At 71.5% G+C, this 24870-nt stretch carries 22 protein-coding genes; 7 read left to right on the top strand and 15 right to left on the bottom strand.

The window, feature by feature from the left end; all coding sequences use genetic code 11:
• Window positions 1–417: 417 nt before the first annotated feature.
• Window positions 418–1956, top strand: coding sequence for a peptide MFS transporter (locus tag ACIQU3_RS15080; RefSeq protein WP_403733250.1), 1539 nt, complete (start codon window positions 418–420; stop codon window positions 1954–1956).
• Window positions 1957–2018: 62 nt separating this feature from the next.
• Here the strand turns inward: ACIQU3_RS15080 and ACIQU3_RS15075 are convergent, their stop codons facing one another.
• The 4 genes from ACIQU3_RS15075 to ACIQU3_RS15060 form a co-directional block, all read right to left on the bottom strand.
• Window positions 2019–3014 (bottom strand): hypothetical protein, encoded by a 996-nt coding sequence (locus tag ACIQU3_RS15075; RefSeq protein ID WP_403925271.1) that lies wholly within the window; start codon window positions 3012–3014, stop codon window positions 2019–2021.
• Between the two features lie 166 nt (window positions 3015–3180).
• Window positions 3181–3885 (bottom strand): LPXTG cell wall anchor domain-containing protein, encoded by a 705-nt coding sequence (locus tag ACIQU3_RS15070; protein ID WP_403925268.1) that lies wholly within the window; start codon window positions 3883–3885, stop codon window positions 3181–3183.
• Between the two features lie 477 nt (window positions 3886–4362).
• Complete coding sequence (locus tag ACIQU3_RS15065) at window positions 4363–4917, bottom strand: ATP-binding protein (RefSeq protein WP_403733239.1); 555 nt, start codon at window positions 4915–4917, stop codon at window positions 4363–4365.
• A 243-nt stretch (window positions 4918–5160) separates the two neighbouring features.
• Complete coding sequence (locus ACIQU3_RS15060; RefSeq protein ID WP_403733236.1) at window positions 5161–5538, bottom strand: STAS domain-containing protein; 378 nt, start codon at window positions 5536–5538, stop codon at window positions 5161–5163.
• A 238-nt stretch (window positions 5539–5776) separates the two neighbouring features.
• Here ACIQU3_RS15060 and ACIQU3_RS15055 point away from each other — a divergent pair, with 238 nt between their 5' ends.
• The gene (locus ACIQU3_RS15055; RefSeq protein ID WP_403733233.1) at window positions 5777–6703 is read left to right on the top strand and encodes an RNA polymerase sigma factor SigF; all 927 of its coding nucleotides are present in this window, start codon (window positions 5777–5779) and stop codon (window positions 6701–6703) included.
• 86 nt (window positions 6704–6789) lie between these two features.
• Here ACIQU3_RS15055 and ACIQU3_RS15050 read toward each other — a convergent pair whose 3' ends face one another.
• The 5 genes from ACIQU3_RS15050 to hutU all read right to left on the bottom strand — a co-directional run bounded on the left by ACIQU3_RS15050 (window position 6790) and on the right by hutU (window position 12706).
• The gene (locus ACIQU3_RS15050; RefSeq protein ID WP_403733228.1) at window positions 6790–7110 is read right to left on the bottom strand and encodes a hypothetical protein; all 321 of its coding nucleotides are present in this window, start codon (window positions 7108–7110) and stop codon (window positions 6790–6792) included.
• 64 nt (window positions 7111–7174) lie between these two features.
• Window positions 7175–8470, bottom strand: a complete 1296-nt coding sequence (hutI, locus tag ACIQU3_RS15045; RefSeq protein ID WP_403733226.1) for an imidazolonepropionase — start codon at window positions 8468–8470, stop codon at window positions 7175–7177.
• Window positions 8467–9819: a formimidoylglutamate deiminase gene (locus ACIQU3_RS15040; protein ID WP_403733223.1), complete on the bottom strand. Its 1353-nt coding sequence runs from the start codon at window positions 9817–9819 to the stop codon at window positions 8467–8469. Before ACIQU3_RS15040 ends, hutI begins: the two co-directional genes overlap by 4 nt.
• A complete protein-coding gene (locus tag ACIQU3_RS15035) occupies window positions 9810–11012 on the bottom strand; it encodes an allantoate amidohydrolase (RefSeq protein WP_403733431.1) in 1203 nt (400 codons plus the stop codon). The genes ACIQU3_RS15040 and ACIQU3_RS15035 overlap by 10 nt, the downstream gene beginning before the upstream one ends.
• A gap of 29 nt (window positions 11013–11041) precedes the next feature.
• Window positions 11042–12706 carry a urocanate hydratase gene (gene hutU, locus ACIQU3_RS15030; RefSeq protein ID WP_403733220.1) on the bottom strand — a complete coding sequence of 555 codons (1665 nt, stop codon included), beginning with the start codon at window positions 12704–12706 and terminating at the stop codon, window positions 11042–11044.
• A gap of 130 nt (window positions 12707–12836) precedes the next feature.
• Between hutU and ACIQU3_RS15025 the strand changes: the two genes are divergently transcribed.
• Window positions 12837–14198 (top strand): diaminopimelate decarboxylase, encoded by a 1362-nt coding sequence (locus tag ACIQU3_RS15025; RefSeq protein ID WP_403925264.1) that lies wholly within the window; start codon window positions 12837–12839, stop codon window positions 14196–14198.
• A gap of 76 nt (window positions 14199–14274) precedes the next feature.
• Here ACIQU3_RS15025 and ACIQU3_RS15020 read toward each other — a convergent pair whose 3' ends face one another.
• From ACIQU3_RS15020 to ACIQU3_RS15005, 4 genes are all read right to left on the bottom strand, one after another.
• The gene (locus ACIQU3_RS15020; RefSeq protein WP_403733210.1) at window positions 14275–14859 is read right to left on the bottom strand and encodes a hypothetical protein; all 585 of its coding nucleotides are present in this window, start codon (window positions 14857–14859) and stop codon (window positions 14275–14277) included.
• 90 nt (window positions 14860–14949) lie between these two features.
• On the bottom strand, window positions 14950–15792 hold the full coding sequence (locus ACIQU3_RS15015) for a MurR/RpiR family transcriptional regulator (RefSeq protein WP_234846903.1): 843 nt from the start codon (window positions 15790–15792) through the stop codon (window positions 14950–14952).
• Between the two features lie 339 nt (window positions 15793–16131).
• Window positions 16132–16920 carry a calcium-binding protein gene (locus tag ACIQU3_RS15010; RefSeq protein WP_403925261.1) on the bottom strand — a complete coding sequence of 263 codons (789 nt, stop codon included), beginning with the start codon at window positions 16918–16920 and terminating at the stop codon, window positions 16132–16134.
• 718 nt (window positions 16921–17638) lie between these two features.
• Window positions 17639–19219: an alpha/beta hydrolase gene (locus tag ACIQU3_RS15005; RefSeq protein ID WP_403733203.1), complete on the bottom strand. Its 1581-nt coding sequence runs from the start codon at window positions 19217–19219 to the stop codon at window positions 17639–17641.
• Between the two features lie 675 nt (window positions 19220–19894).
• On the opposite strand from ACIQU3_RS15005, the gene ACIQU3_RS15000 reads away from it, so the two are divergent.
• The 3 genes from ACIQU3_RS15000 (at window position 19895) to ACIQU3_RS14990 (ending at window position 21233) form a co-directional block, all read left to right on the top strand.
• Window positions 19895–20188, top strand: coding sequence for a hypothetical protein (locus ACIQU3_RS15000; RefSeq protein ID WP_403733200.1), 294 nt, complete (start codon window positions 19895–19897; stop codon window positions 20186–20188).
• Window positions 20189–20225: 37 nt separating this feature from the next.
• Window positions 20226–20534: a hypothetical protein gene (locus ACIQU3_RS14995; RefSeq protein WP_403925259.1), complete on the top strand. Its 309-nt coding sequence runs from the start codon at window positions 20226–20228 to the stop codon at window positions 20532–20534.
• 273 nt (window positions 20535–20807) lie between these two features.
• Window positions 20808–21233 (top strand): hypothetical protein, encoded by a 426-nt coding sequence (locus ACIQU3_RS14990; RefSeq protein WP_403733428.1) that lies wholly within the window; start codon window positions 20808–20810, stop codon window positions 21231–21233.
• Between the two features lie 20 nt (window positions 21234–21253).
• Here ACIQU3_RS14990 and ACIQU3_RS14985 read toward each other — a convergent pair whose 3' ends face one another.
• Window positions 21254–22015, bottom strand: a complete 762-nt coding sequence (locus ACIQU3_RS14985) for an SDR family oxidoreductase (RefSeq protein WP_403733194.1) — start codon at window positions 22013–22015, stop codon at window positions 21254–21256.
• A 145-nt stretch (window positions 22016–22160) separates the two neighbouring features.
• On the opposite strand from ACIQU3_RS14985, the gene ACIQU3_RS14980 reads away from it, so the two are divergent.
• Window positions 22161–23012, top strand: a complete 852-nt coding sequence (locus tag ACIQU3_RS14980; protein ID WP_403733187.1) for a helix-turn-helix transcriptional regulator — start codon at window positions 22161–22163, stop codon at window positions 23010–23012.
• 341 nt (window positions 23013–23353) lie between these two features.
• Here ACIQU3_RS14980 and ACIQU3_RS14975 read toward each other — a convergent pair whose 3' ends face one another.
• Window positions 23354–24742, bottom strand: coding sequence for a cystathionine beta-synthase (locus tag ACIQU3_RS14975; protein WP_366712625.1), 1389 nt, complete (start codon window positions 24740–24742; stop codon window positions 23354–23356).
• Window positions 24743–24870 lie beyond the last annotated feature (128 nt).

Here is a 24870-nt window from a genome sequence, read left to right as displayed (position 1 = left end):
GTACCTACCTCTGCCTGTGGGGTGGGATCCTGGTAAGGACCTTGGAAACGGTCGTGCGGTTCCGTCGAAACCTGTGATCCGTGTCTCAAGTCCTTCCATATGGTGCGGTGTCCTGCCGTATGGTGAATCAACGCCTGTAGCACCACGGCGACCTTCGGAGGCTGTTTGCCCTGGAGGTCTCTTTTGTGTGCGGCCGGTTCCCGCCGGCCCCCGATGTGTAACGACCTGTGGCCGGGCCTCATGCGTGCGGCGACGCGCGTAGAGGCGTGGATCCCGGCGGCGACCGCCCATCACTCCGTGACCCGGAGCGAACCCCCGTAGGCGTCGGACGGACGGCCGTACCCGCCGGTGCCGGCAACCCCCACCGGGCGCGTCACCGCTGCATGCGGGGCGCGTCCCGAGCAGCAAGGAACGACCATGGCGTCCAGCCTGACGAAGGACTCGGCCCGACCGGGCACCCCCGGTTCCGAGAAGACCTTCTTCGGCCACCCCCGCGGACTGGCCACTCTGTTCATGACCGAGATGTGGGAGCGGTTCAGCTTCTACGGCATGCGGGCCCTGCTCGTCGTGTACCTGCTCTCCGGCGGTCCGGACGCCAAGAAGGGCAGCATGGGCGGCGGTCTGGGCATGGACCTCGCCACGACGACGGCGATCTACTCGGTGTACCTGTCGATGGTGTACCTGCTCGCCATGCCCGGCGGCTGGCTCGGCGACCGCGTCTGGGGACCGCGCAAGACGGTGGCGATCGCGGCCATGACGATCATGGCGGGTCACCTGGTGCTTGCCCTGCCCGGAGGCCAGGCGCCCTTCTTCGCCGGTCTGGCGTTGGTGGCCCTTGGCTCGGGCCTGCTGAAGGCCAACATCTCCACCATGGTCGGCCACCTCTACGACGGCCCGGACGACCCGCGTCGTGACGGCGGCTTCACGATCTTCTACATGGGCATCAACATGGGTGCCTTCTTCGCCCCGCTGATCATCGGCACCGTCGGCCAGCAGGTGAGCTGGCACCTCGGCTTCGGTCTCGCCGCGGTCGGCATGGGCATCGGCCTGATCGCCTTCCTCCTCGGCACCCGTCACCTGAGCCCGCAGAGCAACGTCGTGCCCAAGCCGCTGGCGGCCGAGGAGCGCACGTCCTGGCTGCGCAAGGGCCTGCTGTGGCTGATCGTCGCGACCGTCTTCTACGGCGTCGTCGGCTTCACCGGTCACTTCACCCTGAACTGGGCGATGATCCCGCTGACGGTCATCGGCCTGGTCATCCCGGCCGGTGTGCTGATCCGCATCAAGCGGGACAAGGAGCTCAGCACGGTCGAGCAGTCGAAGATGACCGGCTACATCTGGTTCTTCGTCGCGGCCGCCGCGTTCTGGATGATCTACGACCAGGGCGGATCCACGGTGCAGGCGTTCGGTGAGACGAAGGCCTCCGGCTCGCTGCTCGGCTTCGACTTCCCGTCCTCCTGGTACCAGTCGCTGAACCCGGTGTTCATCATGGCGCTGGCCCCGGTCTTCGCCTGGTTCTGGCTGTGGCTGAACCGCAAGGGCAAGGAGCCGAGCACCGTCGCCAAGTTCGCCGCGGCGCTGTTCTTCATCGGTGTCTCGTTCTTCTTCTTCCTGCTGCCGCTGGGCATGGCCGGCGGCGACACGCTGGTCAGCCCGATGTGGCTGGTGGGCATCTACCTGATTCAGACCGTCGGTGAGCTGTGCCTCTCGCCGGTCGGCCTGTCCGTGACGACGAAGATGGCCCCGGCCAAGTACGCCAGCCAGATGATGGGCGTCTGGTTCCTCGCGGTCACGGCGGGCGACTCGGTGACGGGCCTGCTCTCCAACCCGGCCGTCGGCGGCGTGGACCTGAGCGGCACCGGTGCGGTCGCCGCGGAGGCGGTGCTCGCCGTGCTCGCGGGTCTTGCGGTGTACATGTACCGCAGGAAGGTCAAGTCCCTGATGGGCGACGTCCACTGATGAGGACGGCAGCCTGACTCGGACAGAAGGGCCGTCACACCCCCGGGTGTGACGGCCCTTCCTCATGTCCCGGTCGATCCCGGTGGATCGCCGTCCGGGGCGAACCAGGGGGTGACGGAGGGCCGGTGGGCAGGGGGCAGCGGCAGGCGCCGGGCGGGGCGCGCCGCGTGGCCGGGACGGCGGGGCCGCAGGTGGTCGATCACCGCCAGCCCCGCGCGGAACAGCGCCACCGGCACGACCAGCAGGACGAGGCCCCAGAACAGGGTCACGCCCCAGGGACGGCCCACACCCCAGGGGTGTTCGGCGAGCACCTTGCCGCCGTACTTCAGAGACACCGTGTAGTCGCCGTGCGCCCCGGCACCGAGCTCCACGGGCAGCTCGATACGGGCCTTGCCGCCGGGCCGGATCGTGCCGCGCCAGCGCTGGTCCTGCCACTCGGGGGCGTACACGCCGTGCGCGATGCCGACCTGGAAGACCGGGTTCCGCACCGGGGACGTGCCGACGTTGCCGACGGTGACCACGAGGGTCCGGGCGGGCGGGGAGCCGAACCAGGTGAGCAGACCGCCGGAGCCGCGCAGCCGGGTGTCCGCGAGCAGGGACAGCCGTCCGCCGGCCGCTTCCGCCGGCAGCGGCTCGACCGCGTGCCCCGCGACCTGGAGGGCCGCGTCGGCCTCGGCCTCGGCGCCCGTCACGGTCGCCACGTGGACCACGCAGGGACACGGCACCGGCGGCTCCACGACGGGCAGTTCACGGCGGAACCGCCCGTCGGCGCCGGTGGTGACGGCCCGGCCCTCGGCGTTGGCGCAGGTGTTGGTGCCGCCGGTCACCCCCCGCTTCGGCTCGGCCTGCCCGCACACCAGCAGCGTCAGCAGGGCCCGGGGCCGCCAGCCGCTGCCACGGACGGTGACCGAACCGCCCGTGCTCGCCTGGGTCTTGGACAGCTCGACGACGGGCCGGTCCACGGCCCCGGCGAACCCGGGACTCCCGAGGACCAGCAGCAGCGCCAGCAGAACCGGCAGTGAGAGACGGAGATACGGAACACGGACGGCGAGCGGCATGGGCGGCTCCAGCGGTCGTGCGCTCGGGGATGCACCTGCCAGGAGAAGCGCTCCCGTGACGGCACGGGCGATCGTGCACCCGGCGCGGTGCACCCGCCGCAGGAGCGCTCCCGTGACGGCACCGGCAGTCGTGTGCCCGGCGGGGCTGCCGGGAGGGGCGCTCCTGTCAATGGCCTGTCCGAGTGTCCCGGTGACGTCGGGTCAGCCACAGGGTGCCCGCCGCGCCGGCGAGCAGGACCGTGCCGCCGAGGGTGCCGAGGGCGATGGCCGAGTCCTCGGGGCCGGTCTGCGGAAGGCCGGCGCCGGTGTCCGCGCCGGAGCCGCCACCCTGGGCGGATCCCGAGGCGCCGCCGCCGCTCGCGGCCGTGACGTCGAGCGTGAGGGACGGGCCCGGGTCGTTCGTCGGGGTGCAGATGGTCGTCGTGCCGAGCGCCTTGATGGTGAGCACACCGGCCGTGAAGGTGACCTCGCCGCTCTTCTTCGGCATGTACGTGCCGCTCAGATCGCTGATCTTGATGGGTGTGTTGGCCGGGATCGCGGCGTCGTTGGCGGGGCCGGTCACCGACAGGGTGCCACTGTCGGCGCCGCCGAGGGCGATGGTGGCGCTCGGGGTCATCGCGCCCTTGCCCAGTTCGACCGGGCTGGAGGAGACGCCCTTCTGCCAGGACATGGTGATCCGGTAACCGTCGCCGCGCTCGACGCTCTTGATGTCGATGGGAGAGACGGCACTCTTGTCGCCGATCGGCGTCTTGCACTGGTAGTTGACGTCGACGACCTCGGCCCGGGCGACGGGGGCGGTCATCCACACAGCCGCCGAGCCGGCCAGGGCCGCGGCGGACGCGAGCGCGGCGGTTCGTTTCCGGTACGACACGGTGCCGCTCCCCTTCCTGTTCCTGACGGTGCATCAGATAGGGCCGTCAAGGTACGCCCGGGGCCTCGAGGAAGGAAGAGACGGCGCACGCCGGATCTGTGCGGATCCGGCGTGCGGTGTATGACGCATGGGGGGATGTGCGGCGGAAGCCGGGCCGGGGCCGTCGCCGGAGGTGCACGGCGGAGCGCTCGGGAGCGGCACCCGTTCGGACGCCCCCGGAGACCTGCGCCGGACCGGGCCGGACACCCGGCCCGGTGCACCAAGATCAGGCCGGTGCGGCGGGATCAGGCCCGTGTGCCGAGATCAGGCGGGCGCGCCGAGATCGGACCGATGCACCGGTGGGATCGACCCCGTACACCAAGATCGGACCGGTACACCGAGATCGGACCGGCACGCCGAGATCGGACCGGCACGCCGGGATCACACGGATGCACAGAGATCAGGCGGGCCGCCCCGACCGAACACGGCCCCCCGGAATCACGCAGGCGCGCCCAGTTCCGCCCACACCGTCTTGCCGGAGAGTCCGGGCGTGCGGACGACGCCCCAGTCCAGACACAGCCGCTGGACGATGAACATGCCGTGGCCTCCCGGGCGCCCCGCGCGGTGCGGGTTGCGGGGTGCCGGCTGTCCGGTGCCCCGGTCGGTGACCTCGAGGCGGATGACCTTGTTGTCGCAGCTGATCCGCAACTGGTCCGGCCCCCCGGCATGCAGGCAGGCATTGGTGACCAGCTCGGAGACGACCAGCAGCACATCCTCGGCGGCGGCCCGCTGGTCGGCGGAGGCGGCCGGCAGCCAGCCCCACGCGTACAGCGCCTGGCGGGTGAAGTCGCGGGCCAGCGGAACGACGCCGCTCTCGTCGTCGAAGCTCAGCCGGCGCACCTGCGGGCCCCCCGGCGGCGCCGCGGCCCCGGACGGCGCTCCCGCACCCTCGCCGGCCGTGCCGGCCGCCGCTACGCCACCCTCGGACGCCCCGGAAGCGCCGCCGGGCTCCGGCCCGCGGTCGCCCGGCGGGTAAGGCCGGGTGGTGCTCATCAGCGCTTCACCTCACCGATTCACCAGTTCACGATTCAAAGAAATCACTACACCGTCCGTCACGCAGTGCGCGGCACGTCGGTCTCGCGGCGCCCCTGCCACCGCGGCGCCCGACAGGTTCAGGATGTCTCCTGCCCTGGGGGACGGGGTGAACACCCATGTATTCCGCACGAAAGACGTGACGGAGCCGCGATACCGGTCACAGAGGGATCGCCGAGGCACCACGCGCCGACGCACCGCCGGTCAGCCCGGCTCGTCGGCCAGGGCCGCCTCGAGCGAGTCATGGACGCTGAAGACCGCATCCGCGCCCGTGATCTCGAACACGCGCGCCACCACCGGCTGCATGCCGGCGAGGGAGACGCCGCCACCGGCGGCCTCCGCCTTCAGCCGCGCACCGAGGAGCACGTTGAGTCCCGTGGAGTCGCAGAACTCCAGGCGTGCGCAATCGATGACCAGGCGCTTGAAGCCCTTGGCGAGGCAGTCCTCGAGTGGCTCACGCAACAGATCGGCGGTGTGGTGATCCAACTCACCCGCCGGGGTCACGACGGCACTAGAGCCCTCTTCCCGCACCTCCACCAGAAGCCGGCCAGACTGTGCGCTGCCGACCGTCCCGCGGTCCATGCCGTCTCTCTCTCCCGACGTCGAGGTGGTTGCTGACGCCCTCGAACACTACGCCCTCCCCGCACGGTCCGACACCCGAACAACTACACACAAACGGACATATGCCCACAGAACGCACTTGCGGTGGGCTCGGGAAAGCGGGTAGGCCTAGTAAGGACACGTACCCGACACGGCCGGCTTTGGAGGCGCCGCACACCGCAGTGCACCTAACGGCTCCGGCAGCCATATGCCGAGAACGATGGAGGACATCATGTCACCCCGGCTCGACGGATCGCGTACCCACAAAGCGACGTCGACACCCCTTCCGGAACATCTGGATCCCATCGAGCAGGACGAGATGCTCGTCACACAGGACGGCATTCTCGCCGGACTTCCGGACATCCCCCCGTACGAGGAAGTCGGCGCGGTCGACGCCCGGGCCCTGTCCAGGACCCTCTTCGAGCGTCTGGAGGCGCTGGAGGAAGGCACCCTCGAGTACTCGTACGTCCGCAACACGCTCGTCGAACTGAACCTCGCGCTGGTCAAGTTCGCCGCTTCCCGGTTCCGCTCCCGCAGCGAGCCGATGGAGGACATCATCCAGGTCGGCACCATCGGCCTGATCAAGGCGATCGACCGTTTCGAGCTGTCCCGCGGTGTGGAGTTCCCCACGTTCGCGATGCCGACCATCATCGGCGAGATCAAGCGCTTCTTCCGCGACACCTCGTGGTCCGTGCGCGTCCCGCGGCGGCTCCAGGAGCTGCGGCTCGACCTGGCCAAGGCCGGTGACGAACTGGCCCAGAAGCTCGACCGCGCCCCCACGGTGGCCGAGCTGGCCGAGCGCCTCGGCATCTCGAACGACGAGGTCGTCGAGGGCATGGCCGCGTCGAACGCCTACACCGCCTCCTCGCTGGACGCCCAGCCGGAGGAGGACGACTCCGAGGGCGCGCTCGCGGACCGCATCGGCTACGAGGACCACGGGCTCGAAGGCATCGAGTACGTCGAGTCGCTGAAGCCGCTGATTGCCGAACTGCCGCCGCGCGACCGCAAGATCCTGTCCCTGCGGTTCGTCGCGGGCATGACCCAGTCGGAGATCGGCGAGGAGCTCGGCATCTCGCAGATGCACGTCTCGCGGCTGCTGTCGCGGACGCTGGTGCGGCTGCGCAAGGGGCTGACCGTCGAGGAGTGATCCTCGACCCGGGTGAACGTGTCCCTCGGGGGCGGGCCGGACGGCCCGCCCCCGGGCGCGTGCCACCTGGGACCGGCGGCGGCCCTTCAGGAGTTGAGGAACAGCGCCGTCGCCGGCAGCAGCGGGGCCGCGAGGCTCAGCAGCCAGTAGGTGTACGGAGCGAGTGCCGTCCGGCGCCGCAGCGGCCTGTTGGCGAGCCACCAGACCAGGCCGTACAGCGTGACGACGGGGACGACGATCACGAGCCAGAGGGCCATGCCGTCGTTCTCGGTGGGTTCCCGTACGGTCCAGCCGGCCTCGGCGAGCGGGCCGTTCACCGCGAGGTACCAGAGCAGCCAGAACGGCACCACGCCCGGGATCCCGAGCAGCACGTTCACCACGAGTGGTGCCGACCAGTGCTTCAACATCCGCCCCGCCCTCCGGTGATGCCCGTCGCCGCCCGCGCGGCGCCTCATTCTCACCGAACGGTGATCACACCACGCGCACTCCGCGCCGCCACACCCCGCTGACCAGGGGGACGCCGGGCCGGTAGGCCAGGTGGACGTGGCTCGGCGCGTCGAGGAGCGTCAGGTCCGCGTACGCGCCCGGGGTGAGGCGCCCGACGTCGTCCCGCCGCAGGGCCGCGGCCCCGCCCGCCGTGGCGGACCACACGGCCTCGTCGGGGGTCATCCCCATGTCCCGTACCGCCAGGGCGATGCAGAACGGGACGGACGAGGTGAAGGACGAGCCGGGGTTGCAGTCCGTGGACAGCGCGACCGTGACGCCCGCGTCCAGCAGCCGCCGCGCGTCCGGCCACGCGGCCCGCGTGGAGAACTCGGCGCCGGGCAGCAGGGTGGCGACCGTACGGCCGGCGGCCAGGGCGTCCACGTCGGCGTCCGTGAGGTGGGTGCAGTGGTCGGCGCTGGCCGCGTCGAGCTCGACCGCGAGCTGCACACCGGGGCCGTAGGACAGCTGGTTGGCGTGGATGCGGGGGTGCAGGCCCTTTGCCTTGCCGGCGGTGAGGATCGCGCGGGCCTGGTCGCCGTCGAAGGCGCCCTTCTCGCAGAAGACGTCGATCCAGCGGGCGTGCGGGGCGCAGGCGTCGAGCATCTCGCCGGTGACGAGGGCGACGTAGGCCGCCGGGTCCTCGGCGTGGTCGGGCGGGACGATGTGGGCGCCGAGGTAGGTGACCTCGTCGGTGTGGGCGGCGGCGATGCGCAGGGCGCGGGCCTCGTCCTCGACGGTCAGGCCGTAGCCGGACTTGGTCTCGAAGGTCGTGGTGCCCTGGCGGAGGGCTTCGGCGAGGTAACGGGTGACGTTGGCCTCGAGTTCCTCGTCGCTCGCCGCCCGGGTGGCCGCGACGGTGGTGCGGATGCCGCCCGCGCTGTAGGGCCGCCCGGACATGCGGGCGTTGAACTCCTGAGTCCGGTCGCCCGCGAAGACGAGGTGCGAGTGGGAGTCCACGAAGCCGGGCAGGACGGCCCGGCCTTCCGCGTCGACCCGATTGTCAGTGGCGGGTGCTTTGCTTTGATCACCGGTCCACACGACGCGGTCGCCTTCGATGACGACGGCCGCGTCCCGGACCAGTCCCAGGGGGGAACCGTCACCGGAGGAGGGGTCGTTGGTGACCAGGGCTGCGATGTTGGTGATGAGCGTGCTTGCGGTGCTCGCGGAGTGGGCGGGGCTGACGGTCGTCGCGTTGCTCATGGCGTCCTTGGTGGCCTGGTCGGCGGTGGGGGCGGGTTCGGGGGCGGAGGCGGGCCGCGCCTGCGGGCGGCCCGCGGTCATCCGCGCAGGGCTTCGACGGCGTCCGCGAGGGCCCGCGGCACATCCGGTACGAGGCAGTGGACCCCGTCCCGTACGACGTGCCGGCCTGCCACGACCGTATGCGACACGTCCGCTGCCGACGCGGCGAATACGGCCGTCTCGGCCCCGAGCCGCGGAAGCGGCCCTGCCGTCCTGACCGAGTCGAGCGCGAGGGTGGTGAAGTCGGCGAGCGCGCCGGCCTCCAGGGCGCCCGCCTCGTCCCAGCCGAGGGCCGCGTGGCCGTCCTCCGAGGCCGCCCGCAGGAGGGCCGCCGCCGTCCAGTGACCCCGGGTGCGGGTGCGCAGCCGCTCGTTCAGCTCCATCGCCCGGGCCTCTTCGAGCAGGTCGATCACGGCGTGACTGTCGGAGCCGAGACTGAGCGGTGAGCCTTCGTTCTGTAGGGCCACGGCCGGACCGATGCCGTCCGCGAGGTCCCTTTCGGTCGTCGGGCACATGCAGGTGCCGGTGCCGCTGCCGCCGAGGAGGGAGATGTCCTCGGCGGTGAGGTGGGTGTTGTGGACACCGGTGGTGCGCGGTCCGAGGACGCCGTGCAGGGCGAGGAGCTGGGCCGGGGTGCAGCCGTGGATCTCCCGGCACGCCTCGTTCTCGGCGGTCTGCTCGGACAGGTGCACATGGAGCGGGGCCCGCCGCTCCTCGGCCCATCGTGCGACGGTCGCCAACTGGTCGGCGGGCACGGCCCGTACGGAGTGGATCGCCGCGCCGATCCGTGCGTGATCCCGTTCCTTGAGAAGTGAAGAGCGTGCGGCCCAGGCCTCGGCGTCGCCGTCGGAGAACCGGAGCTGGTGGGTGGTGGGGGGTTGTCCGAAGCCGGAGGAGAGGTAGGCGGTGTCGAGGAGGGTGATGCGGATCCCGGCTTCGGCTGCGGCCGCGATCAGTGCCTCGCCCATCGCGTTGGGGTCGGCGTAGGGGGTGCCGCCGGGGGCGTGATGCACGTAGTGGAACTCGCCGACCGCCGTGATGCCGGCCAGGGCCATCTCGGCGTACACCGCTCGGGCGAGGGCGTGGTAGCGGTCCGGGGTGAGGCGGTCGGCCGTGGCGTACATGACCTCGCGCCAGGTCCAGAAGGTGCCGGAGCCGACCTGGACGGTGCCGCGCAGGGCGCGGTGGAAGGCGTGGCTGTGGGCGTTGGCCAGGCCGGGCAGGGTGAGCCCGCGCAGGACCTCGGCGCCGGGGGGCGGGGCGGGGGTGCCGGTGCGGACGGCGGTGATGCGGCCGTCCTGGACGTCGAGGGCCACACCCGGCTCGACGTGAGTGCCGAGCCAGGCGTGCTCGAGCCAGTACGTGCGCGGGGCTGCTGTCGTCACCTGCACGCCAGTCCTTCCAGTACGTCGGCCAGTGCGAGTACCCCGGCCACGCAGTCGTCCTCGCCCGCGGACTCGGCCGGGGAGTGGGAGACGCCGGTGGGGTTGCGCACGAACAGCATGGCGGTCGGGATGCTCCCGGACAGGATCCCGGCGTCGTGGCCGGCGCCGGTGCCGAGGACGGGGACCCTGAGGCCGGTGTCCGTGCCGAGGATGCGGGCCAGTTCGTCGCGCAGGGCGTGGTCGAACTCGACGACGGGCGTGAAGGACTCACGGATGACGTCGAGGTCGACGCCGTGCGCGTCCGCGTAACTGCGGGCCGCCTTCTCGATGCCGCCGACGACGGTGTCGAGGCTCGCCTGGTCCTCGGCACGGGAGTCGAGCCAGCCTCGTACCAGGGAAGGGATGGCGTTGACGCCGTTGGGCTCGACGGCGATCTTGCCGAAGGTGGCGACGGCCCCGGCGAGTTCGGCCTCGCGACGGGCGGCGAGGACGGTCTCGGCGTAGGACAGCATGGGGTCGTGCCGGTCGGCGAGCCGGGTGGTGCCGGCGTGGTTGGCCTCGCCGCGGAAGTCGAACCGCCAGCGGCCGTGCGGCCAGATGGAGCTTGCGATGCCGACCGCGTCGCCGGACAGGTCGAGGGCGCGGCCCTGCTCGACGTGCAGCTCGACGAAGGCGCCGATGCGGGCGAGCCGTTCGGGGTCCGGGCCGATGGCGTCCGGGTCGTATCCGGCCGCCTCCATGGCCCGGGGCAGTGTCACGCCGTCGCCGTCGGTGAGCCGGTGCGCCTGTTCGCGGGTGAGCTGCCCGGCGGTGAGCCGGGACCCGACGCAGGCCAGCCCGAACCGGGCGCCCTCCTCGTCACCGAAGTTCACGATGGCGAGGGGCCGCTCGAAGCGGGCGTCCCTGCCGCGCAGCTCGTCCAGGGCGGCGAAGGCGGACACGACGCCGAGGGGTCCGTCGAACGCGCCGCCGTCGGGCACGGAGTCCAGGTGCGACCCGGTGACGACGGCGTCGCCCTCGGCGGGGTCCCCGAGCCAGGCCCACTGGTTGCCGTTCCGGTCGATCTCGTAGCGCAGCCCGCGGGCGGTGGCCTGGTCCTCGAACCAGGCGCGGCAGTCGCCGTCGACGCCGCTCCAGGCGAACCGGCGGTAGCCGCCGGAGTCGGGATGCCGGCCGAGCGGGAGCAGTTCGCGCCACATCCGGTGGAAGGAGCCGCCGGTGTCCTGGGTCACGCCGAGTCACCCTCGCGCATGGGGACGCGGACGCCCCGCTCCCCCGCCACCGACTCGGCGATGTCGTACCCGGCGTCGACGTGCCGGATGACGCCCATGCCGGGGTCGTTGGTGAGTACCCGGCGGATCTTCTCGCCCGCGAGCGCCGTGCCGTCGGCCACGGTCACCTGGCCCGCGTGGATGGACCGGCCCATGCCGACGCCGCCGCCGTGGTGGATCGACACCCAGGACGCCCCGGAGGCGACGTTCACCATGGCGTTCAGCAGCGGCCAGTCGGCGATCGCGTCGGAACCGTCGAGCATGGCCTCGGTCTCCCGGTAGGGGGAGGCGACGGAACCGCAGTCGAGGTGGTCGCGGCCGATGACGACCGGCGCGGCCAGCTCACCGCTCGCGACCATGTCGTTGAAACGCTCACCGGCCTTGTCGCGCTCACCGTAGCCGAGCCAGCAGATGCGGGCGGGCAGGCCCTGGAAGTGGACGCGTTCGCCGGCCATCTTGATCCAGCGGGCCAGGGACTCGTTCTCCGGGAAGAGGTCGAGGATCGCCTTGTCGGTCTTGGCGATGTCGGAGGCCTCGCCGGACAGGGCGGCCCAGCGGAAGGGGCCCTTGCCCTCGCAGAACAGCGGGCGGATGTAGGCGGGGACGAAGCCGGGGAAGGCGAAGGCCCGGTCGTATCCGGCGAGCTGGGCCTCGCCGCGGATGGAGTTTCCGTAGTCGAAGACCTCGGCGCCGGCGTCCATGAAGCCGACCATGGCCTCCACGTGCCGGGCCATGGACTCGCGGGCCCGGGTGGTGAAGCCGGCCGGGTCCTTGGCGGCGGCGTCGGCCATGTCCTCGAAGGCGGTGCCCAGCGGCAGGTAGGCCAGCGGGTCGTGGGCGGAGGTCTGGTCGGTGACGATGTCGACGGGGGCGCCCATGGCGAGGAGCTGCGGGACCAGTTCGGCGGCGTTGCCGAGGACGCCGATGGAGAGGGGGCGGCGGGCGTCGCGCGCCTCGGTCGCCAGCTTCAGGGCGTGGTCCAGGCTGTCGGCCTTCACGTCGAGATAGCGGTGCTCGATGCGGCGCTCGATGGCGCGCGGGTCGCAGTCGATGCAGATCGCCACACCGTCGTTCATCGTGACGGCGAGCGGCTGGGCACCGCCCATGCCGCCGAGACCGGCGGTCAGGGTGATGGTGCCGGCCAGGGTCCCGCCGAACTTCTTCGCGGCGACGGCGGCGAAGGTCTCGTAGGTGCCCTGGAGGATGCCCTGGGTGCCGATGTAGATCCAGGAACCGGCGGTCATCTGGCCGTACATGGTCAGACCGAGGTGTTCGAGGCGGCGGAACTCCTCCCAGTTGGCCCAGTCGCCGACGAGGTTGGAGTTGGCGATGAGGACGCGCGGGGCCCATTCGTGGGTCTGCATGACGCCGACGGGACGGCCGGACTGGACCAGCATGGTCTCGTCCTGCTTCAGGCCCTTCAGCGTGCGCACCATGGCGTCGAAGGAGCGCCAGTCGCGAGCGGCCTTGCCGGTGCCGCCGTAGACGACGAGCTTGTCGGGGTGCTCGGCGACCTCGGGGTCGAGGTTGTTCTGCAGCATCCGCAGGGCGGCTTCCTGCTGCCATCCCAGGGCGCTCGGTTCCGTGCCGCGCGGTGCTCGGACGGGGCGGGGTCCTGACATGGTCTGCCTCCTGGTGGGTGCTCCCGGCGCGGGATGTTGCTGCTTCTATTCACATCCTGGCCTCATGAATAGAGCTAGTCAATACGTCGGGGTGTCGGCGCGGCGGTGCCGCGGGTGTTTGGCTGGATGCATGGGCGCACACATCGAGGCGGAAGAGGCGGGCGACACCGGGGCCGGGCGGGCGGCCCGGCGGGACGAGGCGGTGCGGGCCGCCGTCGAGCAAGGGCTGCTGGGGCCCGACAGCCCCGTCGTCGGGCTGCTGGACGTCACCGGCATCCGGGAGTCGGTCGCGCGGCTGCGGGCGGCGTTCGAGGCGGTGGTGGCGCCGGGCACGCCTGTGCTGCACGCCTTCGCGGTGAAGGCGACCCCGCTGGTGCCGGTCCTGCGGCTGCTGCGCGAGGAGGGCGTGGGCGCGGAGGTCGCGAGCCCGGGTGAGCTGGCGCTGGCGCGGGCCGCGGGAGTGCCGTCGGACATGACGGTGCTCGATTCGCCCGCGAAGACGCCGGCCGAGCTGCGCGAGGCGCTGTCGCTGGGCATCGCCGTCAACGCGGACAACCCGCAGGAGCTGGACCGCATCGACGCCCTGATGCGGACGCCGACGAGCCGCTCCCCTCTGGGAATCCGGGTGAATCCGCAGGTGGGCGGGGGTTCCATCGAGGCGTTGTCCACCGCGACGGCCACCTCGAAGTTCGGGGTGGCGCTGCGCGACGAGGGGGCCAGGGAGTGGGTCGTCCAGGCGTATCTGGACCGGCCGTGGCTGACCCGGCTGCACGCGCACACCGGCTCCCAGGGCATCCCGCCGGCCCTGATGGCACGGGGTGTGGCCGAGACGTACGCCCTGGCGGAGGAGATCAACCGACGGGCGGGGCGGCAGCAGGTCGACACGCTCGACATCGGCGGCGGCCTGCCGGTGAACTTCGCCTCCGAGGAGACGACACCGACGTACACGCAGTACGCGCGGCTGCTGGCCGATCACGTGCCGGGGCTGTTCGACGGGCGGTACGGGCTGGTCACCGAGTTCGGGCGGTCACTGCTGGCGAAGCACGGGACGGTGGTGGCGCGTGTCGAGTACGCGAAGGCCTCCGGCGGGCGGGCGGTGGCGGTGACGCACGCGGGGGTCCAGGTGGCGGCACGGACGGTGTACGCGCCGGAGAGCTGGCCGTTGCGGATCTTCGCGTACGACGCGAAGGGGCGGCCGAAGGACGGGCCGGTGGTGGTACAGGACGTCGCGGGGCCGGCCTGTTTCGCGGGGGACCTGCTGGCGCAGGGGCGGTCCATGCCGCTGCTGGAGCAGGGGGACTACGCGGCGGCGCTGGACACCGGGGCGTACTACTTCGCGCACCACTACGGGTACAACTCGCTGGTCCGGCCCGGGGTGTACGGGTTCGGGCCGGGCGGGCGGTTCCCGGTGGTGCGGCGGGCGCAGACCGTGGAGGAGGTCGTCGCCGAGTCGGGTGGGATGCATGTGGACGCACTGACCGAGGCGCCGTAGGGGCATTCGCCGGTCGGCGGCCTGCGGGTGCGTCGTGGCCGTTCGCGCAGTTCCCCGCGCCCCTGACGGACAGGCGTCACACCAGCGCCGGTGACTTCCTCCGGGCTCCTCCCGGCGCGGCGTCCCCTGCCGCGATGCCCGTGCTGCGATACGCCCTGACGCGCTTGCCGGACGGGTGGGCCGCTCCACCGCGCAGCCAGTCCACGCGGACCCACAGCAGCGCGTCCGCGTCCCGCTCCCGGCGGCCCAGCCAGGCCGACTTCAGCCACAGGCCCGCGCCGCAGCCGGCCAGGAGCATGCCCCCGGCCGCCGGGGCGGCAAAGGCGCTGCCCAGGGCGGCGAGGAAGGCGAGAAGGAGCCACCAGCGGTGTCCCCGGCGCCAGTTGCGCACCGTGACCGCGCGGTCCTGGAGTACGTCGTGCTTCCCGGCCCGGGACGCGGAGGCGGCCAGGGCCACGTAGCGCTTGCGGCGGCCGAGGCCCACGAAGGCCACCGCAAGGACGAAGAGGGCCGCTCCGGCGAGGACCCCGATACGGCGTCCCGTCAGGCCCGGTGCGAGCAGGCCGATGCCCGTCGCGAGTACGCCCAGCCACCACAGCGGGGCCGCCCCCGCCCGTACGACGACGGCCACCCGGGCCAGTCCCTGTCCTCCGCGCGTCACGTCCAGCCTCCGTCCGGTCTCCGAAGCCTTGGGGAGCCGAAGGTTAGCGACGCAATCTGAGACGAGTCTGAGAAGCCGCGCGGCAAGCGGTCAGTCGACGAACAGGCCCCGCGCCGCTGCCTTCGCGTCGAACTCCTCCAGACGGGACTGCGCCTGGGGCAGGTCGTCGCACATGGCCTCCAGCAGGACCCGGCCGAGCAGCATCGGCGCACAGGCCGTGTCGAAGGCGAGGCCGGTGCCGACGGCGGCGGGCAGCAGCAGGTCGGACACCTTGGCGACGGGTGCGAAGGCGGAGTCGGCGACCGTGACGACGGTCAGCCCGGCCTCCCTCGCGTAGCCGAGGGTGTCGACGACCTCGCGGGGGTGCCGGGGCAGCGCGAAACAGAGCAGTGCGCTCGCCCCGGCCCGGACGGCGGCGTCGATGCGGTCCTGGAGCATGGTGCCGCCCTCGCCGAGCAGCCGTACGTCGGGGTGGACCTTGGCGGCGAAGTAGGCGAAGCCGTGTGCCTGGGCGGCGGCCGCCCGCAGGCCCAGGACGAGGAGCGGACGGGAGGCCGCCAGGAGGCGTCCCGCGCGCTGCACGGGTGCGGGGTCGGCCAGGGCCTCCGCCAGGTGCCGCAGGTTCGCGATCTCGGCCTCGACGGCCTGCTGGTACTCGTTGTGGACCCCGGCCTCCTCGGCCGGTTCGGCGGGGGCGACCTCGCGCAGGTGGCGGCGCAGGGCGGGGTAGCCGTCGAAGCCGAGGGCGACGGCGAAGCGGGTCACGGACGGCTGGCTGACCCCGGCCAGTTCGGCGAGCTCCACGCTCGACAGGAACGGCACGTCGGCGGCGCGCCGCACCATGCTGTGCGCGATGCGCCGCTGGGTCGGCGTCAGCCGGTGGCCCTCGAAGAGCGCCTGCAGCCGCGCGGCAGGGCTGTCGGTCACGCTCATGACGTGCTCCCCCTCGCCTATTCAGTAGCTGAGGATTCTGCATGAGCATATGCAGACCGGCAAGCCGGACCGGTGGTCCCGGCCTGCTCGACCCTGCCCGAGCTCCGGTCGGTGGAGCCGCCGGCCGCCGCATCGGTGATCGAGGGCTCCGCCCCGGGGACATGTGCGGTGCGACCACCGTGTGCCGTACGGGTCACCGCCCGGGCCGTCCCCGGGACGGGCCTGGGCCGACCGGGCTTCCGGCCGCCACGGTCAACGGCCCCGAGGTGTGTCCCCGCCCCCCTGCGAGGGACGAGGGCACCTGCCCGTGCTCGCCGTGCGAGTTCGACGGCGTCCGGGCTACTGCACGTCCACGAAGTCGCCGGTCGCCACGGCGACCGGGGTCGTGGTGGTGCCCGCGAAGTTCCAGCGCCAGTAGCCGTCCTCGGACGCGAGGGCGGTGGTCGCCAGGTTGCCGGTGCTGTTGGTGTACACGGTCTTGACCGTGGTGTAGGTCGTGGCACCGGCCTTGCGGAACTGGAGCTTGACCGGCTGGTTGGTGTAGCCCCGGTAGTCGAGCGTGTCCCAGTTGGCCCGGCTGAGCTTGCCGGTGATCGTGAGGGTCCTGCCCTTGACGATCGGTTCGGGGCTCGCGTTGACGACCAGCTTGGAGTGCCGCTGGAGGCGGGTGGTGGTGTAGGCCCACCGGTCGGTGTAGCTGCCGTCGTTGGCCGAGACCTGGGCCTGGACCTTCCAGGTGCCGGCGTCGGCGTTCGTGAGCCACCAGTCCGGTTCGAACGTGAACGTCTTCGAGCAGGTCGACGTCGTACTGCTCGAGGCGACGCAGTCCGCCGGGGTGGTGTTCTCGTTGGGATCGATGAGGCCCTCGGCGCTGTAGTAGGGGTCGGTGCCGTCCGGGCCCCGCCACAGGGTGAAGTCGGCGTCCCAGATGCCCGACGGGTCGGAGGCCGTCACCGAGACCGTGATCGTCTTGTCGGCCGTGTCGACCACGATGTTCTTGCCGCCGTTGACGACGACACCGTCGACCTGGATGTCGCCCACGTTGTCGTCCGCGTAGGCACCGGGAACGGCGAGCCCTGCCGCCGCGGCGACGGCGGTGAGTACGGCGAGGGCAGCGCGCTTGCGCATGTGTCTCCTTCACGGAGTGGTGAGTGGGAACCGCCGAGCGGGCGGTGCGGGGTGGGGAGCCGACGCAGGCCAGGGTCCGGGGACGGACCTGAGCGTGTCCGGATGGGTCTCCTGGTGCCGGATCACCGCCGGGTCTCCGGTGTCGGCCGGTGCGCAGGAGGGCGTCGTCGACAGGTCTGCGGCCAGGAAGCGACGCTTCGGCGAACGCCGATGACGTGCCGCACGCGGTGCCACGCTGATCCCCCAGTTCACATGGACCATGATTCAGTCACAGCCATCACACAAACTGGCCGCAGTTATCCAGCGCATCTGCGTCCTCAGACGTCACTCAGGCGTCTCCGGACGTCGGTGGGAGAGGCGATGCGGGGGTATGGCCGCTCTTCACGTGGGAGGCAGTGCACGCACAAAGGCCCGCCACCAGGGGGGCGGGCAGGTCGTGGCCGAGGCCGACACCACAGGGCTGAGGACGCCGGCCTGCCACCAGCTCACACTCGCCCGGGACGGCACACCGGACAGGAGCTGTCTCCACTCGGAGGAGAACAACGGGCTCGAAGCGGGTTTCTTGGGGCTGGTCCTGGAGCGGTAGGGCCGAGCGCATCCAGGTCCTGCCTCCCGGGCACCGGGCGCGCCCGGTCGCGCAGCCCCCGGCGGTGGTCCCGGCACCGTGGTCCCTCGGCGGGGCCCGCCGACCGCCGGGCCCCGCCGAGGGCTCCTGAAGTCAGAAGCGGCTGACCATCCCCGGGATGCCGCGGGGTGTCGGGAGCGGCAGTCGGTTGGGGGTGTTGCGCTCGTCCGCGGCCGGAGCGGCCTTGCAGGTCAGGTCCTTCCGGGGGAGCTTTCCGGTGGTCAGGTAGGCGGTGGCCGTCTTGTCGGCGCACGACTTGGTGCCGTAGATGCCGTGTCCGACACCTCCGGCGACCGTGACCATCCTCGATCCCTTCATGACACGGTGCAGGCCCTGGCCACTGGTCAGCGGCGTCTGGGAATCCCACTCGTTCTGGAGGATCAGCGCACCGACCTTGTTGCCGATCCGGGTCGCGGGCTCGCTGCCGCTCTTCTTCCAGAAGGCACACGGCTTGATGTGTGAGGCGAAGTCGCCGTACAGCGGGTACTCGGCCTTGTCCCGGATCGCGTCCTTGCGGTACTGCTCGGGATCGCGCGGCCAGGCGCGCGTGTCGGCGCAGACGACGCTCCAGAAGCCGGCGTCGCCGTTGTCCTCGGGCACCGTCCGGCCGAATGAAGGCGCAACGGGCTCGGGCGTCCTGAGTTCCCGGTCGGCGGACGAGGGTGCTCCGGCGGCGGCCTTCTTGAGCTCGGCGACCGCTTCGGCGGCCTCGCGCGTGCCGAAGAACATGCCCCGGAAGCCCAGACGGATGTCGTCGCCGGTCAGCAGCGTGCCGTCGAGGTCGATGGGCTTGCGGTCGGCCTGGGCGACCAGTCCGTAGAAGGTCTTGCGGACCGCTTCGGGAGTACGGCCCAGCTTGTAGGTGGCGTGCCGCGCGGCGGTCCACTCGGTCCAGCGGGTGAAGGCGGGCTCGGCACCTTCCGCCCAGACCTGGATCATCCCGCGCCAGACCCGGGCCGGGTCGACCGCGCTGTCCAGCACGAAGCGGTCGGCGCGCTTGGGGAACATCTGCGTGTAGACGGCTCCGAGGTAGGTGCCGTAGGAGTATCCGAGGTAGGAGATCTTCTTCTCGCCGAGCACGGCGCGAATGACGTCCATGTCCCGGGCGGTGTTGCGGGTGGTGATGTGGCGCAGTCTGTCGCCCTGCTTCTTGTCGCACTTCTCGGCGACGGTCCGGGCCCACTTCACGTCCTTGGTGAACGTCTCGGCCTTGTAGGGCCGTTCCCAGTTCCGCTCGTCGGACGTCAGGCCGCAGCCGACGGGTGAACTCCGTCCGATGCCCCGCGGGTCGAAGCCCACGAGGTCGTACTTGTTCTTCACGGCCTTGGGCAGTTCGCCTGCCATGTACTGCGGCATGTCGACGCCCGGGCCGCCCGGGCCGCCCGGGTTGAGGAGAAGCACGCCGCGCCGCTCCCTCTTGGTACTCGTCTTCATCCTGGATATCGCGAGGTCGAGTTTCTTGGCACCGGGTTTGCCGTAGTCGAGCGGCACTTTGATCGTGGCGCACTGGAAGGAGGCGGGCATCGCCCGATCGCAGCGGTGCCAGGCCGGTTTCTGCTGGAGATACGGGCGGAGGGTGTTCTCGGCGGCGGATGCCGTGGCCGGGGTGAGCACGGGAACCAGCGGGGTGACTGCGCTGACCGCCAGGAAGAGGGCTATTCGACTGTTGCGCACGCGCGTTGAGTCCTTAGGCCGATGCGTAGGGGGACGCATTCACCCTGCCGTGCGCGCACAGCGGTTTGATCCCTCCACAGGGCGGTGTTGTCTACCACCCTGGAGGGAGGGGAAGTTGGGCCGGATAGTGCTGGAGTTGGACAACCGTGACCGGCGCTGTGCCATCTACCTCATATGGCGCTCCGCGTTGAAGTTGATCCGTGCACTATCCGCGTGATTCCCGTTCCCGCGGATTCCCCCGCATCCTCGTGATGTCGGATGTGATTCCACCGGCGCTTCGACACGGGGACCGATCAACACGGGCCGTTCCGTCCGGAATCCGTGACCGTTTTCACGCATTCTCCTTTATGCCGGACCTCCCGGGGGATGTCAGGGTGTCATCCGTGATCCGCGACGCAGGCTCCTGAACCGGCCGCCGAGCAGCGCCGGTTCATCGAGCGCCGGGGGCGCCATCTGGACGGTTCTGCCGGGCTGGAGCAGGCACAAGGCCGTCAGCGCGGTGAGCGCCTTTTGCGAGATGTGTCCCCGGCGCCCCGCTGGGAGCAGGCGAGTCATCGTCATGGGACTCGAACGGAGTGCCTCGAAGGGCTGAGGCGGCGGGTCTGCCGTATCTGTTGAGGAAAGAGACCCTTCTCCTCACAGGAGGACACAGTGAGAAGACGTTTCCCTGTCGGCATGGCCGCTGCCGGTGCTGCCGCGCTGCTGAGCGTCGCCGTTCCGACCAGCGCCCAGGCGGCGAGCGGGGCGTTTCTGTACACGCACGCCTATTCGAAACTGACCGTCACGGTAACCAACCCGGCCGACGCCTCCTGCATCCAGACGACGGCGAACGGCGCAGTCACCAACAACACCAACAGCAATGTCACGCTCTATCCCAGTCCCGCCTGTCAGGGAGAACCGCTGGGCACGCTGCCGCCGAAGGGCACGGCGAGCCTGGCCTTCGCCAGCGCCCTCTTCACCGCGCCGTGACCCGCTGCCCGGTACCCCGCGGCAGCGGGAGCTCACAGTGAAGCGGCTTTCCGCCTGTGTGGTCGCCGCCGGCGTCCTTTCGGTGACTGCAATCCCCGCCACCGCCCACGCCGCGACCGGCCAGTTCCACTACACACACGCCTACACGAAGCTGCAGGTCGTGCTCACTGACCCGCCCAGCGGTACCTGCATTCAGGTGACGAACAACGGGTGCGCCCGCAATCTGACCGACCGGACGGCCACGCTTTATCCGAGCCCTGCTTGCCAGGGAGAAGCGCTGGGGACTCTTTCCGCGGGACAGAGCCAGGCGCTGGCCTTCGCCAGCGTCGTCTTCTCGAGTCCGTGACAGGTGTCCGGGGCCCGTACCACCCGTCGCACGCATGGACTGCCGTGATGAAGCCGCCGGCAGTCGCCGACGGCGGGTGGGACGGGGTGCTCAGGCGCAGATGTCGGAGCGCCAGCCGGCGTTCGACGTCGATCCACCCCGCGCCCCGTGACCTCGCACTCGAAGGAGGCCGGGGCGCCCTCGGCGGTCGGACCGGCAGGCCCCTGGGGAACAGGGGGGCTAACCCCAGTGCGGCCGGCGGCGGCGCTTTCTACCGTGGGGCGCATGACGGGAATGGACGCGCGGGACACCGAACTGAAGAAGGAACTCGACGCCACCCTGCACGCCCGCAGGGATCTGGGCGAGGAGTACGAGTCGGCGCTGGTCGAATCGTTCCTTGAGAAGGTCGACCAGCGCATCGACAGCGCGGTGGAGCGCCGGGTGCGGCGGCAGCTCGCCGAGCAGCAGATGCAGACGGCGCGGGACTCGCGTGCGCCACGGGCCACGGACTCCTGGGGCGAGCGGTTCGGCTTCGGGATCGTCTCCCTGGTCCTCGCGGTGCCGCTGTCCGCGATCGGCGGGGGCGTGGCCCGTCTGCCCGGCATGCTGGTCGCCTGGGCGGGCATCGTCGGCGTCAACCTCGTCCAGGCGGCCCGTACCAACCCGAACCTCTTCGGACGCCGCCGCGCGTCCTCCCCGGGCGGTGACTGGGAGGACTGAGCGCCCCCGCCCCGCCCGTCTCAGACCTGCCGGGTGGGCAGCGCGACGATCTGCCGGAGATTGACCCGGCGGGGCCGGCTCGTCACGTAGGCCACCAGGTCGGCCAGCTCCTCGGCGGACAACGCGCCCACCGCGTCCAGCATGCCCTCGACCTGCCGGGACAGTTCCGCGTCGGCGATGTGGGTGCGCAGCTCGCTCTCGACGAAGCCGGGCTCGATGTTGGTGACCCGGACGTCCCGGGGCCCGAACTCCCCGCGCAGGGCTTCCGACAGGTAGGTGACGGCCGCCTTGGTAGCGCCGTACACCGCGTAGTTCGGGAAGCTGACGTGCGCCGCGATGGACGAGATGTTGACGATGTCGGCCGTACGGCCGTCCGTGGCGGCGTCCACCAGGTCGCCGGTGAAGGCGCCGATCATCCGCAGCACCCCGGCGACGTTCGTGTCGAGCATCCGCTGCCATTCGTCGGCGCGCCGGGCGTCGACGGGGTGCGGCAGCATCACGCCGGCGCAGTTCACGACCAGGTCGACGGTCCCGTACTCGGCGTGGATGCGGTCGGCGGCGTCCGCGACGGACGTCTCGTCGGTGACGTCGGCGGTGACGGCCAGGGCCTGTCCCCCGTCGGCCCGGATCTTCCCGGCGATCGCCGTCAGCCGTTCCGCACGCCGGGCCACCAGCGCCACCCGGGCGCCCCGGGCGGCCAGCAGCACGGCGACGGCCTCGCCGATCCCGCTCGCGGCTCCGGTGACGACGGCGGTGCGGCCGGCCAGGTTGTCGTACGACATGGGGTACCCCCTCGGTGGCGGCCGGGGCGTCTCCCCGGCCTCGGACACCACCCTCGGCGGCATCGCCCGCCCTACCCAGGGATGCGCTTTTCCTGGGTCTGCCGGTACCAGGTTCGCCGGGCCCGTACGGCCTAGGCTCGGGCCCATGGACGGAGAACTGGGAGACTTCCTGCGCTCGCGTCGCGCCCGGATCCGGCCGGAGGACGTGGGACTGCCGTCGTACGGCCGCCGCCGCGTCCCGGGCCTGCGCCGCGAGGAGGTGGCGCAGCTGGCCGGGGTGAGCGTCGACTACTACGTCCGCCTCGAACAGTCCCGGGGCCCCGGGGACCCGTCCCGGACCAGGTCCGGGGGCGTCTCGGACGCCGTGCTGGACGCGATCGCGCGGGTGCTGCGGCTGGACGGGGCCGAGCAGGCGTATCTGCGGGCGGTGGCCCGGCCCCGCCGGCAGGACGGGCACGGGCCGGCCGCGTCCCGGGTGCGGCCGGGTGTCCAGCTGCTGCTGGACGGCATGGACCGCACCCCGGCCTACGTCCTGGACCACCGTATGGAGGTGCTCGCCTGGAACGCCCTCGCCGGTGCCCTGCTCGACTTCGGCGGCCCGGGCGGCCCCAGCCTGCCGCGGCGTCTCTTCCTCGACCCGGACGCACGCGAGCTCTACCCGGACTGGGCCGACGTCACCGCCCAGACGGTCGCGCACCTGCGACTGCAGGCAGGCCACCACCCCGGCGACCTCGTCACGGCGGAGCTCGTCGCCGAACTGTCCCGGGCCAGCGAGCGGTTCCGCCACCTGTGGGCCGACCACCTGGTCAGGCCCTGCGACCACGGCGTGAAGCTCCTGCGGCACCCGGTCGCGGGCCTGCTGACCCTCCCCTACGAGACCCTGACGATCCCGGCCGCCCCGGAGCAGACGATCGTGGCGTACACGCCGGAACCGGGTTCGGAGACGGCGGAGCGCCTGGCGCTGCTGGGGAGCTGGGCGACGAGCGGGACGGGCTGACGCCGTGTGAGGCAGGTGCGCGGGGACCGCCGCACCCCCGTGAACGGGGGGCGGGACGACGGCGGTCCCCGCGAGGGACGCGGGCCCGGTCAGGGCCGGGCTTGCGCGTCCGTGGCGTCCGTGGAGGTCCGGGAGCCGCTCCGGAGGTCCGTCGACGCCGTTCGGCGCCGGCCCGGGCGGGGAGCCGCTCCCGCCCCTGCCGACACCCACCAATGTGCAGGACGCGTGTTAAGCGGGTGCTGCGCGAACGTGACACCCGCGTACCGGTTGCGCGAAGTCCGCGAAGATCGCGGAAGCGGCAAGTGCGCCCCGTTCACGGGCGGTTCATCCGGAGTCCGCCGTCACTTCCCCGTGCGGGCGAGGAAGGACAGCAGGTCCTGCCGGCTGACCACACCGGTCGGCTTGCCCTCGACGAGGACGATCGCCGCGTCCGCCTTGCCCAGGACCGCCATCAGGTCCGCGACCGGCTCGCCGGAGCCGACCTGGGGCAGCGGGCCGGACATGTGCTTCTCCAGCGGGTCGTCGAGCGAGGCGCTCTTGCTGAACAGCGCGTCCAGCAGCTCGCGTTCCACGACCGAGCCGACGACCTCGGCCGCCATCACGTCGGGGTGACCGGCGCCCGGCTTGACGACCGGCATCTGCGAGACGCCGTACTCGCGCAGCACCTCGATGGCCTGACCGACCGTCTCCTCCGGGTGCATGTGGACCAGGGAGGGCATGCGGTCGCCCTCCTTGTCGTTCAGGACGTCGCCGACGCGGGCGCTCGGGCCGGTGTCCTCCAGGAAGCCGTAGTCGGCCATCCACTCGTCGTTGAAGATCTTGCTGAGGTAGCCGCGGCCGCTGTCCGGCAGCAGGACCACCACGACGTCGTCCGGGCCGAGCCGCTCGGCGACCTCCAGCGCGGCGACGACCGCCATGCCGCAGGAGCCGCCGACCAGCAGGCCCTCCTCCTTTGCGAGGCGGCGGGTCATCTGGAAGGAGTCCTTGTCGGACACGGCGACGATCTCGTCCGCGACGGTCCGGTCGTAGGCGGTCGGCCAGAAGTCCTCACCGACGCCCTCGACGAGGTAGGGCCGGCCGGAACCGCCGGAGTAGACGGAGCCCTCGGGGTCCGCGCCGACGACCTTGACGGAGCCGCCGCTGATCTCCTTGAGGTAGCGGCCGGTCCCGGAGATGGTGCCACCGGTGCCCACGCCCGCCACGAAGTGGGTGATCTTCCCCTCCGTCTGCTCCCACAGCTCCGGACCGGTCGAGTGGTAGTGGGAGAGCGGGTTGTTGGGGTTGGAGTACTGGTCGGGCTTCCAGGCGCCCGGGGTCTCACGGACCAGCCGGTCGGAGACGTTGTAGTACGAGTCCGGGTGCTCGGGGTCGACGGCCGTCGGGCAGACGACGACCTCGGCCCCGTAGGCGCGCAGCACGTTGATCTTGTCGGTGCTCACCTTGTCGGGGCACACGAAGATGCACTTGTACCCCTTCTGCTGCGCCACGATGGCGAGCCCGACGCCGGTGTTGCCGCTGGTCGGCTCGACGATCGTGCCGCCGGGCTTGAGCGCGCCGCTCTCCTCCGCCGCCTCGATCATGCGCAGGGCGATGCGGTCCTTCACCGAACCGCCGGGGTTGAAGTACTCCACCTTGGCCAGGACGGTCGCCCTGATGCCCTTGGTCACGCTGTTGAGCTTCACCAGCGGGGTGTTGCCGACGAGGCTGATCATCGAGTCGTGGAATTGCACCGTTGTCTCCGGATGCCGCAAAGAAGTGATCCTGATGGTGCCGCCAGCCTATGACCTCGCCGTGGTCCGTGACGGTCGTTCACTCCCGGTTGCGATTGGACGACGGGCTGTACGGGGCAAGCACTGGG

The organism is Streptomyces sp. NPDC101110, from assembly GCF_044759525.1.
Lineage (GTDB): Bacteria > Actinomycetota > Actinomycetes > Streptomycetales > Streptomycetaceae > Streptomyces.
Note: the sequence above shows the minus strand (reverse complement) of the source record. Positions and strands in the feature narration are given on the sequence as shown.